Below are 16,716 nucleotides of genomic sequence, written 5' to 3' on the forward strand. Positions count from 1 at the left end.
TATGAGTAAAAAACTGAAATGGGGCGTGCTAGGCGGCGGAGGTGATTCCTTAATTGGTGTACTTCACCGTGTTGCGGCCAGTATGTTTGATAGCTATCAGCTCACCGGAGCGGTCTTTAATCCCGATCATGAGAAAAGCATAGAATTTGCAAACGAAATTGGTATCCCTACAGACCGCATTTATCCCGATTTTGATACTATGGTGGATGCAGAACTTTCCCTGCCGGAAAGTGAACGTATCCAGGTATTTTCGGTGCTTACACCTAATTTTCTGCATTTTCCCATGGCGAAGAAATTGCTGGAGTCCGGCTTTCACGTGATCTGTGAAAAACCTATGACCATGAATTACCAGGAAGCTTTGGAGCTTAAGGAGATTCAGAAGAAAAAAAATAATGTGTTTGCGTTAACCCATACCTACACTGGGTATCCTATGGTTCGGCAAATGAAAAAAATGATTGCTGAAGGGGCCATAGGTGAGGTTCAGAAAGTAGACGCTCAATACTACCAGGGGTGGATCAACCCCATTATCCACGATCCGAAACTAAGGGCAACCACCTGGAGATTAGACCCGGAAAAATCGGGAATCAGCTGCTGTATGGGTGATATTGGTGTCCATGCCTACCAAATGCTCGAATATATGACGGGGATAGAAATAAGGTCTGTACTTGCCGATCTTAATTATCTATACGAAGATAATAAGATGGATATAGACGGTACGGTCTTACTTCGCCTTGGCGACCAGGCGAAAGGTGTTCTACGTGCTAGCCAGATTGCTACGGCAGAGGAGAATAATTTTTCGGTTGCTGTATTTGGAAGAGAAGGCACGTTGAAATGGGAACAGGAAAATCCCAATTATCTGTATCTTTTAAAAGACGGAAAGCCTATTCAAACTCTAAAGCCGGGTAATATTTATAACAGCGCGTTGTCCTTAGATGGAACCAAACTTCCTCCAGGGCATCCCGAAGGTATTTTCGATGCGATGGGAAATATATACAAAGGAGTTGCAAAAGCCATTCGGGGACAAGATTACGACCCCGCAGAATTTCCCGGGATACGAGATGGTGTGCGTGGAATGAAATTTATCGAAACAGTCGTTGCCTCTCACGCCGAAGGCAATGTGTGGAAGAAACTATAATATAATTCTGAAATGAAAACAATAAAAGGTCCTGCAGTATTCTTAGCTCAGTTCATGGACGATAAGGCTCCTTTTAACTCCCTTGACGGTTTGTGTAAATGGGCGGCCGATCTGGGGTACAAAGGTATACAGATACCTACCTGGGAAAGCCGATTGATTGATCTTACCCTGGCCGGTGAAAGTAAGATGTATTGCGACGAACTAAAAGGAAAGATCGCCGAATACGGACTGGAGATCACCGAGTTATCCACCCATCTTCAGGGACAGCTGGTGGCAGTTCATCCTGCTTACGATATAATGTTCGACAATTTTGCGCCGGACGACTGCAAGAACAATCCTAAAAAACGTACCGAATGGGCGAGACAGCAAGTAATTAGCGCAGCCCGGGCCAGCAAGCATTTAGGATTAAAGGCGCATGCTACCTTTAGCGGTGCCTTGTTATGGCATACGTGGCATCCCTGGCCTCAACGTCCTGCCGGACTTGTTGAAATGGGGTTTGAAGAACTCGCAAAACGCTGGTTGCCCCTTCTCAATGAATATGAAGAAAATGGAGTTGCGGTTTGTTATGAGATTCATCCGGGAGAAGACTTACACGACGGGGTGACTTTCGAACGATTTCTGAAAGCCACTGGCAATCACAAGGCAGTGAATATTCTCTATGATCCTAGTCATTTTGTATTACAACAACTGGATTATATAGAATACATAGACCATTATCACGAGTTCATCAAGGCATTCCATGTAAAAGATTCGGAGTTTAATCCCACTGGGAAAAAGGGAGCATTTGGTGGATATGGTGATTGGAAAGACCGGGCCGGGCGTTACAGATCTCTGGGTGACGGGCAGATCGACTTTAAGACTGTATTTAGCAAACTTTCTGAATACGGTTGTGATGTATGGGCTGTAATGGAATGGGAATGTGTTATAAAAAGTCCGGAGCAAGGTGCCAGAGAAGGCGCTAAGTTTATAAGCGACCATATTATCGAAGTAACACAAAAACGATTCGATGACTTCGCCGGATCTGAAATAGACAAAGAAAAATTGAAGAGAATACTAGGACTATAATTTAAATTTAAAATAAAATGAAGAAGATTTTATTGTTTGCTTTTACCGCAGTAATTATGTTTAGTTGTAAAGAAAAAACAAAGGAGGAAAGCCTGAATATGGACGAAAACATGGAAATGACCGAAGAGGAAAATACCGACGATAATAGTGAATGGATCGTATTGTTCGATGGTACTTCCTTCGATAACTGGAGGGGTTATTTATCTGAAACCATGTACGACAACTGGACTATTGAAGATGGTGCCATGGCGTTTACACCGGGAGAAGAAGGCGGTAAGAACATCATTACAAAAGACCAGTATACCAACTTTGTACTATCGCTAGAATGGAAAATATCTGAGGCAGGAAATAGTGGGATATTTTGGGGTGTTCATGAAGATGAGAAATACCCGGAGGCCTACCAAACAGGCCCAGAGATCCAGGTGTTAGACAATGAAAAACATCCCGACGCCAAGGTAGGAGATGGAGTCCATACTGCCGGATCTCTTTACGATATGATAAAACCCTCTAAAGATGTCACCAAACCGGTAGGGGAATGGAACCACTGTGTGATCGAGATCGATCATAAAACCAATAAAGGAAAAGTAACCCTTAACGGTACAGAGATCGTAAGCTTCCCAGTACATGGTGACGAATGGGATGCCATGGTGGCAAACTCGAAATTTAAAGATTGGGAAGGCTTCGGAAAATACCAAACCGGACACATTGGTCTACAGGATCATAGTGATAAGGTGTGGTTTAGAAATATAAAGATCAGGAGGCTCGATTAAAATCTTCACTTTATGGGATCGATGAGTGATACAGGCCAACTTTGGTGGGCCCTGGGATATTGTGGATTTATGATGCTACTGGCGTTTATCATAAAAAGATATCCCCCTAAAAAAATCAATCCCTTCTATGGCTACCGAACAAAAAGGTCTATGAAAAATCCAAAGACCTGGGAAGCGGCCAATAAATATGCTGCTCAATTAATGTTGCAGTTTTGCCTTTACAGCTTTCTTATCCCGGCTGTAACTTATTTACTGATCCCCGGTTGGAATTTACTTATTACCGTTATTGGTAATACCATCCTGATACTTCTGGTAATTTTTTATACAGAAAAACATCTATCCAACCTCTTCGATGAGAATGGTGATCTTATATAAGGTGATTCTCTGCCAAATGCCTAAAATGTGTACCTTTGCTCGCATAAACAAAAGGGTATGATAAAGTCCATGACCGGTTACGGTAAAAGTGTAATAGAATTACCTACAAAGAAAATTACCGTAGAAATAAAATCACTGAATAGTAAAAATATGGACCTCAACGCAAGAGTTCCATCTGCCTATCGTGAGAAAGAATTAATGCTGCGTAATCGAATTTCAAAATCGCTTTCCAGGGGAAAAGTGGATTTCAACTTATACGTAGAATTAACCGGCGAATCTACCAATTCTGTAGTAAACGAATCTGTGGTTAAGCAATATATGGGCCAACTTTCTGAAATAGCCGACGGGGACGCAACAGACCTGCTGAAAATGGCTATCCGTCTACCCGATGCATTAAAAACCGAAAGAGAAGAGATAGACGAAACCGAATTCAATAAAATAGTAGAAGCGGTCGATCAGGCCCTTGAAGCTATTAACAAATATCGTGCAAGTGAAGGTAATGCGCTCGAAACCGAATTTCTCCAGAGAGTAGTAAATATTGATGCTCTTTTGGCAGAAGTGATCGAGATGGACCCACAGCGAATAGAGAACGTAAAGGATAGGTTACGGAAAGCGATTTCCGAATTAAAGGAAAGTGTGGATGAGAATAGATTTGAGCAGGAACTTATCTACTATCTCGAAAAATACGATATCACCGAAGAGCAGGTGAGGCTGAAAAATCATTTAGACTATTTTAAGGAAACCTTAGAGAACCATACGTCGAACGGAAAAAAACTAGGGTTTATTTCCCAGGAAATTGGACGTGAGATCAATACAATTGGAAGCAAAGCGAACTATGCTCCTATGCAGCAGCTGGTCGTTCAGATGAAGGACGAATTGGAAAAGATCAAGGAACAAGCGTTAAATGTGCTGTAATGAAAGGCGGAAAACTCATAGTGTTTTCGGCACCCTCCGGAAGTGGTAAGACAACCATCGTGAGGCATTTACTCAAGCAGGATCATTTAAATCTTGCTTTTTCAGTTTCTGCTACATCCAGGCAGCCAAGAGGTGCCGAAAAAGAAGGAGAAGATTATTATTTCATTTCTACTGAAGAGTTCAAAAAACATATAAAAAACAACGATTTTCTCGAGTGGGAAGAGGTGTACCGGGATAATTTCTACGGAACCTTGCAATCTGAAGTTAACAGATTATGGGCGATGGGCAAGAACGTGATCTTCGATATAGATGTGGTTGGCGGGCTTCGTATTAAGAAAAAATATCCCGAAAAGACCCTGGCAGTATTTGTAGAGCCCCCAAGTGTTGAGGAATTAAAGATCCGTCTAAAAAAAAGAAAGACTGAAGACGACCAAAAGATAAATATGAGGATCGCCAAGGCTTCCATTGAAATGGCCACGGCTCCACAATTTGATCATGTGATCGTGAATGATAATCTGGATGACGCCCTAAAACAAGCCGAAACTCTGGTGTTGAAACATATCTCGTCTAATACAGATCCTGAAACAGTTAAAGAAGATTCAGAAGAATAAATAATGAGGGGAAGCAAGAAAATCGGATTGTACTTCGGAACTTTTAACCCTATTCATGTTGGCCATCTTACCATTGCCAATTATATGGTGGAATTTAGCGATCTGGACGAAGTCTGGTTAGTGGTCACGCCCCACAATCCACACAAAAAGAAAAACTCCCTCCTGGACGACGTTCATCGTCTTACCATGGTGCGCATTGCAGTAGAGGATTATCCTAAACTTAAAGCGAGTTCTATCGAATTCGATCTGCCCCAGCCCAATTATACGGTCAATACACTTGCCCATTTGGAAGAAAAGTATCCAGAATATAATTTCTGCCTAATCATGGGAGAAGATAACTTGAAGAGTTTTCATAAGTGGAAAAACTACGAAGTAATTTTGGATCGATATGCTATTTATGTCTATCCGCGTATTTCGGAAGGCAGGACAGAATCCCAATTTATAGATCATCCCGCCATATCCCTGGTCGAGGCACCTATAATGGAACTTTCATCTACTTTTATTAGAAACGCCATTAAGAAAAATAAGAATATCCGACCCATGTTGCCGGATGCGGTCTGGAAATATCTGGACGAGATGAATTTCTACCGATAAAGAAAAACCGCCCCAACAACCCGAAGAATGGGTGCGAGGCGGTTCATAACCAACCAAAAAAATCGTTGTTCCGGCTCTTGGTGAGCCTATATTGATTTAAAACTTACTAATCTTTATCATTTCCTTTTCGATATCTTTTTTCGATTTACGCAGCTTTCCATCCGTATTCTTATACTGAATATATCCTTTTCCTGTAAATCGATAAACGGTTCCTGAAAACTCGTGAAACAGTTCTATCGTATGATCATTAATAACGGTCAATTGGAAGTATTCATTGCCCATAAAATCATAATCAAGTGTTAAATATTTCAGGTAAGGATCCCCCGGCACGTCATCCACATTATAGATCCCGGTATAATCCCAGTATATAGAATTAATATTCATTCCATTAGGGTCTTCCGAACTTTGGAAATTCCCATTTCCACCACCCGGCAGGAACTGCAGGTAGTTTTCATAATCGAATTCGTTAGGCTCACCATACGGACTCGTATAGGTCTTTTCCCATGCTACATATTCTTGTATAAAATAATGTATGTTATCGTAGAATAAAGCATCATAGTTAAAGGTGTTTCTCTGATATCCAACCAGTATATACGAAAGCTGTAAGGGCGGGTAATACAATTCGATCTCGTTGTTATTGAGCTGAGTCACTTCGAAGGAGTAAAATCCGTCGATATCATGCGAGATGTCTAACTCAATATTATGCGTGTTATAAAACCCTACATCAATTCCGAAGCCATATCCCTGAGCACCTATGCCAACCAGGTTATTATTGGCATACATTGTTCCATTCTGAAAGGAAACAGTAAATGCCTTCTGCATAAATGGAATATATCCGTTACCCGAACTGCGATCTATATCCACATACCATAATTCGTAAGAGGAAACTAGTTCACCCAACGTAATAGATGGTACAGGATCCACATACGGATCTTCTACAACTACTTCGGTATAACACGAAGTAAACATCAGCGCCACAATGGCTGCTCCTAAAAATAGTTTTACTTTCTTCATAACTTCGGGTTTTAATAATTCTCTTAGGAAAACTCTAAAAGCATGCCAAAGTTGTAACTATCTGTTTTCCTGCTATTTACAATGTGTTTATAATTCTGTACTTTTGAAATCACTAATAATCTCAGATGTCTGATACACCTAAATTTGCTGTTTTTGGAGGAGGAAGCTGGGCTACGGCCATCGTGAAAATGCTTTGCGAAAACCTCGCTGAAGTTGGCTGGTATATGCGTAGCGTTTATGCGTTGGAACACATTAAAAAGGAGCAGCATAATCCTAATTATTTAAGCTCGATCGAGTTCAATACAGACCAGCTTAGATTGAGTAATGATATCAACGAAATGGTAACATATGCGGATTACCTCATCTTTGTGATCCCATCCGCCTTTGTAGAGAACGAACTAAAGAAATTAAAGGTTTCTCTGGAAGGAAAGATTATTTTTTCAGCAATAAAAGGAATTGTTCCTGAAAGTAGCCTCATTGTTGGAGATCATTTTTTCACTCATTATAACATCCCCTTTAAAGATATAGGTGTTATTACCGGACCATGTCATGCAGAAGAAGTAGCCATGGAAAGGCTTTCCTATCTAACTATAGCCTGTGCAGATGAAGAAAAGGCCGAACTTGTAGCGTCAAAATTACGCTGCGAATATATTAAGACCACCACCAGTGACGATATCATTGGGACCGAATACGCTGCCATGCTCAAGAATATCTACGCGCTTGCTGCCGGTATCGCCCATGGCCTGGGATATGGTGATAATTTCCAAAGCGTTTTAATGAGTAACGCCATTAGGGAAATGAAACGCTATGTAAAAAAGGTCCATAAAATGAAACGTGATATTAACGGTTCGGCTTATTTGGGAGATCTGTTGGTAACCGGCTATTCAATTTTTAGCAGGAACAGGATGTTTGGTAATATGATAGGGAAAGGATATACAGTAAAAAGTGCGATGATGGAAATGAGTATGGTAGCCGAAGGATATTACGCGACTAAAAGTGCGTACCTGTTAAACCAGAAAAAAGGGAAAAAGAAAGCCAAAACACCTATTATAGATGCGGTTTACGAGATCCTTTATGAAGCCAAAAACCCGAAAAAGGTCTTTAAGAAACTTACCGAAAAATTAAACTGATCCCGAAATTAATCGTTTTCATCCCCCGAAATTGGCATTTTCTCTATTTACAATTTGAAAATCGACGTGATTTGTTGCCCTTTTAACGAATCGTCCCGTAATTACTATGCTTTTCAATATTTTTTATGTTATTTTTAACATAATCATATCAATTATAAATTTAAACGGAAGAATATGAAAAAAGTTACTTTCTCGAACTGGAGAATGTTAATAACCTCACTGTTATTTGCATCCTTCGGTTTATTTATGCAAACGGAGGCGACGGGTCAAAATCCCGGCTGTGCTCCAACTGTTGGATTTCCCGATCCTCCGGCAGGTTTAGCTTGTCCAGGGGTAATGACCCCAGCGGTGATCTGGGAAGAAACCTTCGATTCAGGATTCGGAGTATTTACCGAAGATCCGGTACCAGTGGGTGCAAATGATCTAACTATCAGTACCAACGGAGATACTCCGTCTTCCGGTACTGGTTCTGAATGTAATCCGGAAGGAATGTCCGGCCCGGAATATGTATTTCTTGAAGGGTCCTTTACACTCGCCGGAGAAACTCATTGTATGAGTACAACTGTCGACCTAACGGCCGAAGCTGCACCTTTATACCTATCTTTCTGGTACTACATGTTTGGAGACAACATTGGAGACCTGATTATCAATGTAAATGGAACTCAGGAGTTTATCGCTACTGGACAAATGCAAACAAGCCAGACCGATCCTTGGTTACAAGGCGAAGTAGACCTTAGCGCTTACGCAGGCTTGATGGTAACAATTCAGGTATGTATGACCGAAGGTAATGGAGCTATCTCTACTTTCGAATCTGATACTTCCATTGACCATATGCAGATCTTTAATTGTGCTCTGCCTCCTCCAATTATCAACTGTCCAATGGATGTTGTGACAAGTAACGATCCGGGGCTGTGTACAGCTCAGGTTTCATTCTCCGACGCTGTTGCGATAGATCCGGATGGCGGACCGGTAACTGTGATGCAAACCATGGGGCCACCATCAGGAAGTGATTTCCCGGTAGGGGTTACCGTTATAGAATTTACAGCTACTGATGATGAGGGAGATACTTCCACTTGTCAATTCACTATTACAGTAGAAGATAACGAAATTCCTATAGTAACCTGTCCTGCAGATATAGTAACGGATAACGATCCGGGTATTTGTGGTGCGGTTGTTACCTACCCTAATCCAACAGTAATGGATAACTGTTTTATGGGCGGTGGAATTGTTGTGGATGAACTTTCAACCCTATATGCAGGAGGAAATGGTCTGGGAGCGAACGCTACCGTTTATTTCGATGCAACCGTTGCTGGAAATTCGCTCACGTTGAATGAGATCGATATAAATACCGATGCTGCCGCAGGAGTGACAGTGAACGCAGATATCTACCTCATCGCCGGCGGTACTTACTCTGGTAACGAAACGAATCCAGGAGCATGGGGTGCCGTTGCATCTACTGCATCCGGACCCTCAGCAGACACAAACAATCCTACAACACTGGTATTAACAACACCTCTTACATTAAACGCTAACACTACGTATGCAGTGGCAGTGTTTATGGATCAGTCTGTTAATTATACTAACGGTAATGGTACTAACGAGCAATATTCTAATGCCGATATTACCTTAGATCTTGGATCTGCTACTTCTGGTTTATTTACAGGATCTGTTTTCAGCCCACGGGTATGGAACGGAGCAGTTCGATATGAGTATAATGCGTCTAATGCGCCTTACACGGTCATCACCGGATTCCCTTCTGGAGATGTATTCCCTGTGGGAACAACTCTTACGACGCTGGAGTACACAGATGCAGGTGGAAACGCTGTACAATGTACTTTCAATGTTACTGTAAACGACGTAGAAGCGCCAACTGTAACTTGCGTAGGTTCTGCTGGCACAGTTAATGTTTCTGAAGATTTCGACGCCGGATTACCAGCCGGATGGAGTACTGTGATCAACACAGGTACCTGCGACTGGGAAAATGGAACCGATCTTCCAACTGGAGACGACTTTACTACACCGGCCATGTTCTTTGATGATGATGCCTGTGGTTCAGGAGCTCCGGCGAGTAATGTGTCTCTACTATCCGATGTATATGATACTTCGGGGGGTGCTACCGTAACTCTGGGTTATGATGTTGCCTTCCAGGAAGCTGGAGGTGGATCGACCGGAACAGTAGAAGTTTGGGACGGAGCTGCATGGCAACAAGTTGCCCTATATAATGTAGATCTTGATCCGGATATTCAAACCGAATCTATCGATATTACTGCATATTCTAATGCTGCCCTTCAGGTTCGTTGGACTTTCGACGACAACGGCGGCGCATGGGGATGGCACTATGGAGTAGATAATTTCTCATTAGACTATGATATAGCTGCTGCACCATTTGACGTTGTTCTTGATGCCAATGGTATGGCTTCAGTTCCTGCAACAGACCTTGTAATAGGATGGGATGATAACTGTGGCGCTGGTGGTGTAACAATTTCCGGTGGCGGTGGCGGCATGCCATCAACTCTTGCTACTACATTAGCAGGTGGTAATGGAAACTTCGGAAACATGTTCGATATCAACGCCTTGAACGAGGTGACAATCCAGTCCTTCGATATTCATGGTGATACGGGTGCGACTTTCGATGTGGAAGTATATGCCAAGTCCGGAACATGGGTTGGATCTGAAGATAATCCTGGAGCATGGACCTTAATTGGAACAGCCCCCGGAGTTGTATCTAATGGTGATGGAGTTGTTACTCCATTAAACCTCACACTTAATTATGTTATCCCGGCTGGAGAAACTCATGCGTTCTATGTAACGCCAACAGATTTCTCAACCGGTGGATTTAATTATACCAATGGAACAGCAACCGGTAATGTCTTTGCATCCGATGCCAACATCGAGTTCTTAGAAGGAGCGGGTAAAAATTATCCGTTTACGGGTACTACATTCCAGCCTCGTGTATTCAACGGAAACATTCTGTATGAAACAGGATCTGGTGGTGGTGGAATGGTGATAGACTTCACCTGTGATGACCTTGGAATAACAGAGGTAACCATCTTTGCTACAGATGCTGCTGGAAACGAATCGTCATGTACGGCAATTGTAAATGTTATAGACGAAACTCCTCCGGTATTAGTATGCCAGGACGTAACGATAGAACTAGGACCAGACGGTACTGCCGATATCAACCCGGAAGACCTGTTGGCTAACTCACCATCTACTTATGATGTAGTGACTATTAGTAGTGATAACCAATCCGGTACGGAAGGATTTACAGATCTTACTGTTCCTGTTACAGCTGCTGAGGTTGTAAGTTTCGATTGGGATTATACTACGCCTGACGGCCCGGCTTTCGATAGCTTTGGATACTTATTGAATGGTGTCTATACAGAGCTTACCGATCCTCTTGGTGCCTTACAACAAAGTGGAAACAGTGGCCCGATCAATCTGGCCCCTGGAGATGTGTTCGGTTTCCGATCGTACTCTCTTGACGGACTCTTTGGAGCCTGTACCACTACAGTAAGTAACTTTGTACCTGGATTCAACGGACAGTTCGATCCGGCTAACTGGACAGTAACCCTTACCAACTCTGATGGAGATGCATTCTTCGTAGAGATCCCTGGAGGACCACTATCCTTTGACGCCTGTGGTATTACAGTACTAGCGGTAGATATCACCGAGGTAACTTGTGACGACATCGGAACAGATTACGATGAGACGATCACGATCACTAACCCTGCCTTGATGTCTTCTAACGTATTCTCTTTCACCGGAACACCCACAGGAGCTACAGCAGATGCTGTCCTTGAGGTAATGACCTTTGGTGATATTGATGGAACAGGAGCTAACGAGGAGATGTGGACTATCACCGACGAGGACTCTAACGTTACAGGTACTATTGGTGCCACTGGTTCATTTGCCGATCAGTGTAATACAACCCTTACAGAGACCTTTATGATCCCTGCAGCCATGATCGATGCCTGGGCAGCAGACGGACAGATAGATTTCACCGGTACCGATGTAGCCGGAAACATAAACACCGTACTTTGTGGTGGCGACTTCCTATCATTACGATTAATGTATTCAACTGGAGGAAACCTAACCGCAACGGTATTTGCTTCCGATGCTAGTGGTAACCTGGCGGCTTGTCAGTCTATGATCACGGTAGTTGATGCCCTGGCACCAGAGGTGACCTGTCCGGCAGACCAAACCGTAGATCCAGGACCAGGTAACCTGTTCTACACCGTTCCAGATTACTGGGCAGGTGGAGATGCAACAGCAGCAGACAACTGTACCGATCCGGTAACAGTCTTCTCACAAGATCCTCCAGCTGGTTCACAGCTTCCTGACGGGGTGTACACAGTAACACTATGTGCTACCGACGAATATGGAAACGAAGGATGTTGTACATTCGAGCTCACCGTAGAGAGTATTCTTGGTGCAGCAGACAATGAACTGGGAAGCGCCATTAGTATGTATCCAAATCCAGCAGCAGAGCAAGTAACTCTTGCCAATGGATCGAACATCCTACTGGATAGCGCAGTGATCTATGATATGAATGGCAAACTGGTAAATACCATCGACCTTCGCAATATGGGAAGTGAAATGGTGATCGATGTATCTCAACTGGCATCTGGAGTCTATATGGTTCAGATAGCAGGTGAAGAATCGACAACAGTGAAGCGATTGATAAAAGAATAATCGAAAGATTATTTAACCAACCAAAAGAAAACCCCTTCCGTTTCCGGAAGGGGTTTTTGATTTATATGTTTCTTTAATTACCTGGCAAGGACACCCTGTTTATCCATAACAGGTAACTTCACACTATTGTCCTCAATAACCGAATGTGCCGGTAGCTCAAAACGCTTGTCGTAAAGTTTATTCCCGATGAAATAAGTGATCGTAAAAAAATTATTCAATCGAAGTACACTGTCCTCAAGGAATTCGATCTTCGCATAAGCCTTAGAAGGCAACAGCGCTAAAGAGTGTCTCATTGGAGCTGTTAGATCTTTGTCGTCGAATCCCTGAGAAACAATGAGTACAGATTCTAACGGCATCGAACCATCATTGATGATATAGGCGTTCCAATCGTTAGTATTGAAGTCCTGATTGAACTCTAGTACAGCAGCAATGTAGACGTCCTTAACTACGGGGATGTCTATGTCTTTACGCATTTTTTATAGAGAGCTTTTAAATTGCTCCAGAAAACGGATATCATTCTCACTCAGCATTCTGATGTCCGGGATCTGATGTAGTAAAAGTGCCACACGATCGATCCCCATTCCAAAGGCAAAACCCGAATAAATTTCAGGGTCGATCCCACAATTAGAAAGTACATTAGGGTCTACCATCCCACATCCCATGATCTCCAGCCAACCGGTTCCTTTGGTCATCTTATAATCGGTCTCTGTTTCCAGACCCCAATACACATCAACCTCGGCGCTGGGTTCTGTAAACGGGAAATAAGAAGGCCTTAATCGTATCCTGGATTTCCCGAACATTTCGGTAGTAAAGTATTGTAGGGTTTGTTTTAAATCGGCAAAACTTACTCCTTTGTCCACATAAAGACCTTCCACCTGATGGAAGAAACAGTGCGAACGCGCCGAAATGGCCTCATTCCTATACACCCTCCCTGGAGATATTGTTCTAATAGGTGGTTTATTATTTTCCATGTAACGCACCTGCACAGAAGAGGTATGTGTTCGAAGAAGGATATCGGGATCTGTTTGAATAAAAAAGGTATCCTGCATATCCCTTGCCGGGTGGTATTCGGGAAGGTTAAGTGCTGTGAAATTATGCCAGTCGTCTTCAATTTCGGGCCCTTCAGAAACATTAAACCCAATTCGCGAAAATATATCGACTATCTTATTCTTTACAATAGAGACAGGATGCCGCGAGCCAAGTTTAATAGGTTCTCCGGGTCTTGACAGATCGCCATAGACCCCTGATCTTTCTTCAGTAGATACCAAAGCGCTCTTCAATGTATTCACCTTTTCCTGGGCAAGTGATTTTAAGGTATTAACTACCTGGCCGTATTCCTTCTTTTCTTCCTTAGATACGTTTTTAAATTCGGCAAAGAATTCATTCAACAGTCCTTTCTTTCCCAGGTACTTTATTCGGAAAGTCTCAACTTCTTCTTTCGATTTTGCAGAAAAGGCTTCTACTTCGGCTATATGCGCTTTTATCTTATCTATCATGATCAAAACTATTCGATCGCAAAACTACATAATTTCTATTCAATCACTTCTTTTTCCAGGAAGTATTGCACTATGGCTTCTTTCATTAAAATACTTTGCTCACCGGCTTTGAGAGAAGGTAATTGGGCTTCAACTTTATAATGCGGCCATCCCTCTTCGTCGAAATAATCGAAGGAATAATACCCATATGGCTCGAGCAACCGGCATATAGCAATATGCATAAGGTTGATCTTCTCATCCTTTTTAAATTTCCTGTGCAACTGTCCCAATTCCTGAACTCCTACCAGATAAATTACGGCGTCCAGGTCCAGGTTCTCACCTTCAGCGAAGCGATCACTTAAGAGCTTCACCAGGTCTTCCCATCGTTTTTTTAATACTTCGTCTCTTGCCATAAAATGAACTGCAAAGATACTTCAATAAAATTCCAAAAACCATATTTTGTCACTGCCCCATTGATTTATGTCCTTAAAACATAAATGCTATCTTTACGTTAAACCTTAATATGAACCTCATTGATATTGTAATAGGAGTTATTCTTCTCATCGCTTTTTACGTTGGGTATAAAAAAGGCTTATTTGTAGCTTTGGCAGGCCTTGTTGGACTAATTGCAGGTGTTTACGGCGCTATTTATTTTTCAGATTACGCGGCCCGATATATTTCTGCATGGTTCGACTGGAGTGAGCAAACGGTCAATCTAGTGGCCTTTGCCATTACCTTTCTCACCATTGTTTTTATAATTTCGGCAGCAGGCAAGTTTTTTACCAAGATAGCCGATTTCGCAATGCTTGGTATACTCAACAAATTACTGGGAGGTGTTTTCAACGCCTTAAAATATGCATTTATAATAAGTGTGATCTTTATGTTTGTGAATGCTTCTGAAACCTATAGTATCATGTCTGAAGAAAAACGGGAAGAATCTGTACTCTACGAACCTGTAGCATCACTTGGACCCATGATACTTCCTCATATCCTGAAAGAGGTTGATAATTTCAGAAATGAAAATAATTCTGAAACAATAGAAGAGGATCCCACCGCCGGAAATTAACCCCGGACTACTGCACCGTATCCTCTACATTTTCTTTGATATAAGCTAATACCTCGTCGAAATCATTGAAAATATGTTCCTGTGGGATCAAGTCTGGAATGATATCGATAGATTCCATCATTACCCGTGGCTGTGTCTCTAAATGGACGAGAATTACTGTAATGTTGTCCTTGCTAAACCTGTACAAGGCTTCTTCCATTGCATATAATCCCGATTGGTCCATATAGGGTACCTTATCCATTCTAATAATAACATGAGAAGCTGTTTTAGGGATTCCTCTCGCCATTTCCTGAAAATCATTTGTATTTCCAAAGAACATAGGGCCATCAAGGTGCTTGATGAAAACCTCCTGCTGTAATTCCTTCGGAAAGTTTAGCTCGTCCTTCCATGGCATCCCATGGCCGTTAGCATCGGAAAGCGGAATGATTTGAGATCGGGCGGCGGTAGCATCGCCAATTTTCTTCATAAATATTAGAGAGGCTAATACAAGGCCGATCCCCACTGCATAGATCAAATTCCAGAATACCGATAGCACTAGCACGACCAGCATCACAACGATCTCTGTTTTAGGCATGTTAGGGATAGCCTTTAATCCTTTATAATCCATTACACCAATTCCTACGGTCACCAGAATTCCAGCAAGAACTGCCGCGGGAATCTGAGAGGCCAATGGGCCGAGAGCTAGCAGCACAACTAGCAATAGCGTTGCCGCGATCATTCCGGAAAGTTTAGTGGTCCCTCCCGAACTAATATTAACAACTGTACGTATTGTTGCTCCTGCTCCTGGTATCCCTCCAAATATAGCAGCAATACTGTTCCCAATTCCCTGGCCAATTAACTCCTGATTTGGCTTATGCTTTGTCTTGGTCATATTATCGGCTACCACAGAGGTGAGCAACGAGTCGATCGCACCCAGGAATGCCAGCGTTATAGCCGTAAATACATAAGGCGAAATCTGGGACAGGCGGAAATTAGCAAACATCTCGAAATGAGGAATTGGAAATCCTGTAGGAATCTCTTCGATAGGACGATAATCCAGTTTTAGAAAATAGGCTCCTAATGTAACCACCAGAAGCGCCACCAAAGTACTGGGGATCTTTGTCGTAATACGTTTAAACCCATAGATGATAAATATGGTTAGAAGCCCCAGCATCACCTCCAGCCAGTTAATATTGTTGAGAGCTCTAGGCAGTGTGTTTAACGAACCAATAACTCCTGAGCTGTTATTCTTAGCTAGGGTGGTTGCTTCTCTTAAGATCTCACTTTCCTCTATTTTTTCGGCACGGCTTACAGTCTCCCTGAAATCTTCCAATACCAATATGCCCTCCCCGGCTTCTTCCTTCAAAATCTTGTCGAGCAGTACTTCTTCCGCCTCTGGTTTGAATTCGTTGATGTATGCGGTATCATCCTCGGTGTAGTAGCCCAGCATAGGCAATATCTGGGTTACTAATATAATAACCCCGATCGCCGTCATAAAACCGGACACTACAGGATATGGGATGTATTTTATATATTTTCCTAACCCCACTACTCCCAGAACGACCTGGATTAAACCAGCAAGTAGGAAGACCATGAGAATAAACGGTAATGCCGCAGATACGTCTCCCTCGTTAGCAGCTATTATCCCTGCTATTACCACCATGGATAAAGCGGTCATCGGAGCCGTTGGCCCGGAGATCTGTGTGTTGGTTCCTCCAAATAAGGAGGCAAAGAATCCTATGAAAATGGCGCCGTATAAACCAGCATCTGGTCCTAGCCCGGATTGAACCCCAAAAGCAAGAGCTAGTGGTAATGCAACAATTCCGGCTGTGATTCCGCCGAAAAGATTCCCACGGATATTGGTAAAGATATTTTTAAACATATGGTTGGTA

15 protein-coding genes are annotated in these 16,716 nt (G+C 42.6%); 10 read left to right on the plus strand and 5 right to left on the minus strand.

From position 1 onward, the window contains the following. Position 1 precedes the first annotated feature (1 nt). From C5O00_RS04600 to nadD, 7 genes are read left to right on the plus strand one after another with little or no spacing between them, the layout of a single operon-like run. Positions 2-1,135 (plus strand): Gfo/Idh/MocA family protein, encoded by a 1,134-nt coding sequence (locus C5O00_RS04600; RefSeq protein ID WP_105215360.1) that lies wholly within the window; start codon positions 2-4, stop codon positions 1,133-1,135. 12 nt (positions 1,136-1,147) lie between these two features. After that, the gene (locus C5O00_RS04605; RefSeq protein ID WP_105215362.1) at positions 1,148-2,200 is read left to right on the plus strand and encodes a sugar phosphate isomerase/epimerase family protein; all 1,053 of its coding nucleotides are present in this window, start codon (positions 1,148-1,150) and stop codon (positions 2,198-2,200) included. 17 nt (positions 2,201-2,217) lie between these two features. Continuing rightward, positions 2,218-2,970, plus strand: coding sequence for a 3-keto-disaccharide hydrolase (locus C5O00_RS04610; protein ID WP_105215364.1), 753 nt, complete (start codon positions 2,218-2,220; stop codon positions 2,968-2,970). Between the two features lie 12 nt (positions 2,971-2,982). After that, positions 2,983-3,345: an SdpI family protein gene (locus tag C5O00_RS14590; RefSeq protein WP_105215366.1), complete on the plus strand. Its 363-nt coding sequence runs from the start codon at positions 2,983-2,985 to the stop codon at positions 3,343-3,345. 57 nt (positions 3,346-3,402) lie between these two features. After that, on the plus strand, positions 3,403-4,260 hold the full coding sequence (locus C5O00_RS04620) for a YicC/YloC family endoribonuclease (protein WP_105215368.1): 858 nt from the start codon (positions 3,403-3,405) through the stop codon (positions 4,258-4,260). After that, on the plus strand, positions 4,260-4,871 hold the full coding sequence (gene gmk / locus C5O00_RS04625; protein ID WP_105215370.1) for a guanylate kinase: 612 nt from the start codon (positions 4,260-4,262) through the stop codon (positions 4,869-4,871). The genes C5O00_RS04620 and gmk overlap by 1 nt, the downstream gene beginning before the upstream one ends. A 3-nt stretch (positions 4,872-4,874) precedes the next feature. Beyond that, positions 4,875-5,465: a nicotinate (nicotinamide) nucleotide adenylyltransferase gene (gene nadD, locus C5O00_RS04630; RefSeq protein ID WP_105215372.1), complete on the plus strand. Its 591-nt coding sequence runs from the start codon at positions 4,875-4,877 to the stop codon at positions 5,463-5,465. A 96-nt stretch (positions 5,466-5,561) separates the two neighbouring features. On the opposite strand, the gene C5O00_RS04635 is transcribed toward nadD, so the two are convergent. Beyond that, a complete protein-coding gene (locus C5O00_RS04635) occupies positions 5,562-6,479 on the minus strand; it encodes a nicotinic acid mononucleotide adenyltransferase (protein WP_105215374.1) in 918 nt (305 codons plus the stop codon). 125 nt (positions 6,480-6,604) lie between these two features. Here C5O00_RS04635 and C5O00_RS04640 point away from each other — a divergent pair, with 125 nt between their 5' ends. Together C5O00_RS04640 and C5O00_RS04645 are read left to right on the plus strand one after the other, a co-directional pair. Continuing rightward, positions 6,605-7,609 carry an NAD(P)H-dependent glycerol-3-phosphate dehydrogenase gene (locus C5O00_RS04640; protein WP_105215376.1) on the plus strand — a complete coding sequence of 335 codons (1,005 nt, stop codon included), beginning with the start codon at positions 6,605-6,607 and terminating at the stop codon, positions 7,607-7,609. Between the two features lie 174 nt (positions 7,610-7,783). Beyond that, positions 7,784-12,304, plus strand: a complete 4,521-nt coding sequence (locus C5O00_RS04645; RefSeq protein ID WP_105215378.1) for an HYR domain-containing protein — start codon at positions 7,784-7,786, stop codon at positions 12,302-12,304. A gap of 77 nt (positions 12,305-12,381) precedes the next feature. Here the strand turns inward: C5O00_RS04645 and C5O00_RS04650 are convergent, their stop codons facing one another. The 3 genes from C5O00_RS04650 to C5O00_RS04660 are packed head-to-tail and all read right to left on the minus strand — an operon-like array spanning position 12,382 to position 14,192. After that, the gene (locus C5O00_RS04650; RefSeq protein WP_105215380.1) at positions 12,382-12,777 is read right to left on the minus strand and encodes a hypothetical protein; all 396 of its coding nucleotides are present in this window, start codon (positions 12,775-12,777) and stop codon (positions 12,382-12,384) included. A gap of 3 nt (positions 12,778-12,780) precedes the next feature. Further along, positions 12,781-13,800, minus strand: a complete 1,020-nt coding sequence (pheS, locus tag C5O00_RS04655; protein ID WP_105215381.1) for a phenylalanine--tRNA ligase subunit alpha — start codon at positions 13,798-13,800, stop codon at positions 12,781-12,783. A 35-nt stretch (positions 13,801-13,835) separates the two neighbouring features. Then, positions 13,836-14,192: a hypothetical protein gene (locus C5O00_RS04660; RefSeq protein ID WP_105215382.1), complete on the minus strand. Its 357-nt coding sequence runs from the start codon at positions 14,190-14,192 to the stop codon at positions 13,836-13,838. Between the two features lie 110 nt (positions 14,193-14,302). On the opposite strand from C5O00_RS04660, the gene C5O00_RS04665 reads away from it, so the two are divergent. Beyond that, positions 14,303-14,845: a CvpA family protein gene (locus C5O00_RS04665; protein ID WP_105215383.1), complete on the plus strand. Its 543-nt coding sequence runs from the start codon at positions 14,303-14,305 to the stop codon at positions 14,843-14,845. A 7-nt stretch (positions 14,846-14,852) separates the two neighbouring features. Here the strand turns inward: C5O00_RS04665 and C5O00_RS04670 are convergent, their stop codons facing one another. Further along, positions 14,853-16,706 (minus strand): SulP family inorganic anion transporter, encoded by a 1,854-nt coding sequence (locus C5O00_RS04670; protein ID WP_105215384.1) that lies wholly within the window; start codon positions 16,704-16,706, stop codon positions 14,853-14,855. Positions 16,707-16,716: the final 10 nt, after the last annotated feature.

Source organism: Pukyongia salina, from assembly GCF_002966125.1.
GTDB classification, from domain to species: Bacteria; Bacteroidota; Bacteroidia; order Flavobacteriales; family Flavobacteriaceae; genus Pukyongia; species Pukyongia salina.

Bases quoted from the DNA above. Each gene is read 5' to 3' on its own strand.
- nadD (WP_105215372.1), top strand. From the start codon at position 4,875: ATGAGGGGAAGCAAGAAAATCGGATTGTACTTCGGAACTTTTAACCCT.
- C5O00_RS04645 (WP_105215378.1), top strand. From the start codon at position 7,784: ATGAAAAAAGTTACTTTCTCGAACTGGAGAATGTTAATAACCTCACTG.
- C5O00_RS04650 (WP_105215380.1), bottom strand. From the start codon at position 12,777: ATGCGTAAAGACATAGACATCCCCGTAGTTAAGGACGTCTACATTGCT.
- C5O00_RS04610 (WP_105215364.1), top strand. From the start codon at position 2,218: ATGAAGAAGATTTTATTGTTTGCTTTTACCGCAGTAATTATGTTTAGT.
- C5O00_RS04605 (WP_105215362.1), top strand. From the start codon at position 1,148: ATGAAAACAATAAAAGGTCCTGCAGTATTCTTAGCTCAGTTCATGGAC.
- C5O00_RS04635 (WP_105215374.1), bottom strand. From the start codon at position 6,479: ATGAAGAAAGTAAAACTATTTTTAGGAGCAGCCATTGTGGCGCTGATG.
- gmk (WP_105215370.1), top strand. From the start codon at position 4,260: ATGAAAGGCGGAAAACTCATAGTGTTTTCGGCACCCTCCGGAAGTGGT.
- C5O00_RS14590 (WP_105215366.1), top strand. From the start codon at position 2,983: ATGGGATCGATGAGTGATACAGGCCAACTTTGGTGGGCCCTGGGATAT.
- C5O00_RS04665 (WP_105215383.1), top strand. From the start codon at position 14,303: ATGAACCTCATTGATATTGTAATAGGAGTTATTCTTCTCATCGCTTTT.
- pheS (WP_105215381.1), bottom strand. From the start codon at position 13,800: ATGATAGATAAGATAAAAGCGCATATAGCCGAAGTAGAAGCCTTTTCT.
- C5O00_RS04600 (WP_105215360.1), top strand. From the start codon at position 2: ATGAGTAAAAAACTGAAATGGGGCGTGCTAGGCGGCGGAGGTGATTCC.
- C5O00_RS04660 (WP_105215382.1), bottom strand. From the start codon at position 14,192: ATGGCAAGAGACGAAGTATTAAAAAAACGATGGGAAGACCTGGTGAAG.
- C5O00_RS04670 (WP_105215384.1), bottom strand. From the start codon at position 16,706: ATGTTTAAAAATATCTTTACCAATATCCGTGGGAATCTTTTCGGCGGA.
- C5O00_RS04620 (WP_105215368.1), top strand. From the start codon at position 3,403: ATGATAAAGTCCATGACCGGTTACGGTAAAAGTGTAATAGAATTACCT.
- C5O00_RS04640 (WP_105215376.1), top strand. From the start codon at position 6,605: ATGTCTGATACACCTAAATTTGCTGTTTTTGGAGGAGGAAGCTGGGCT.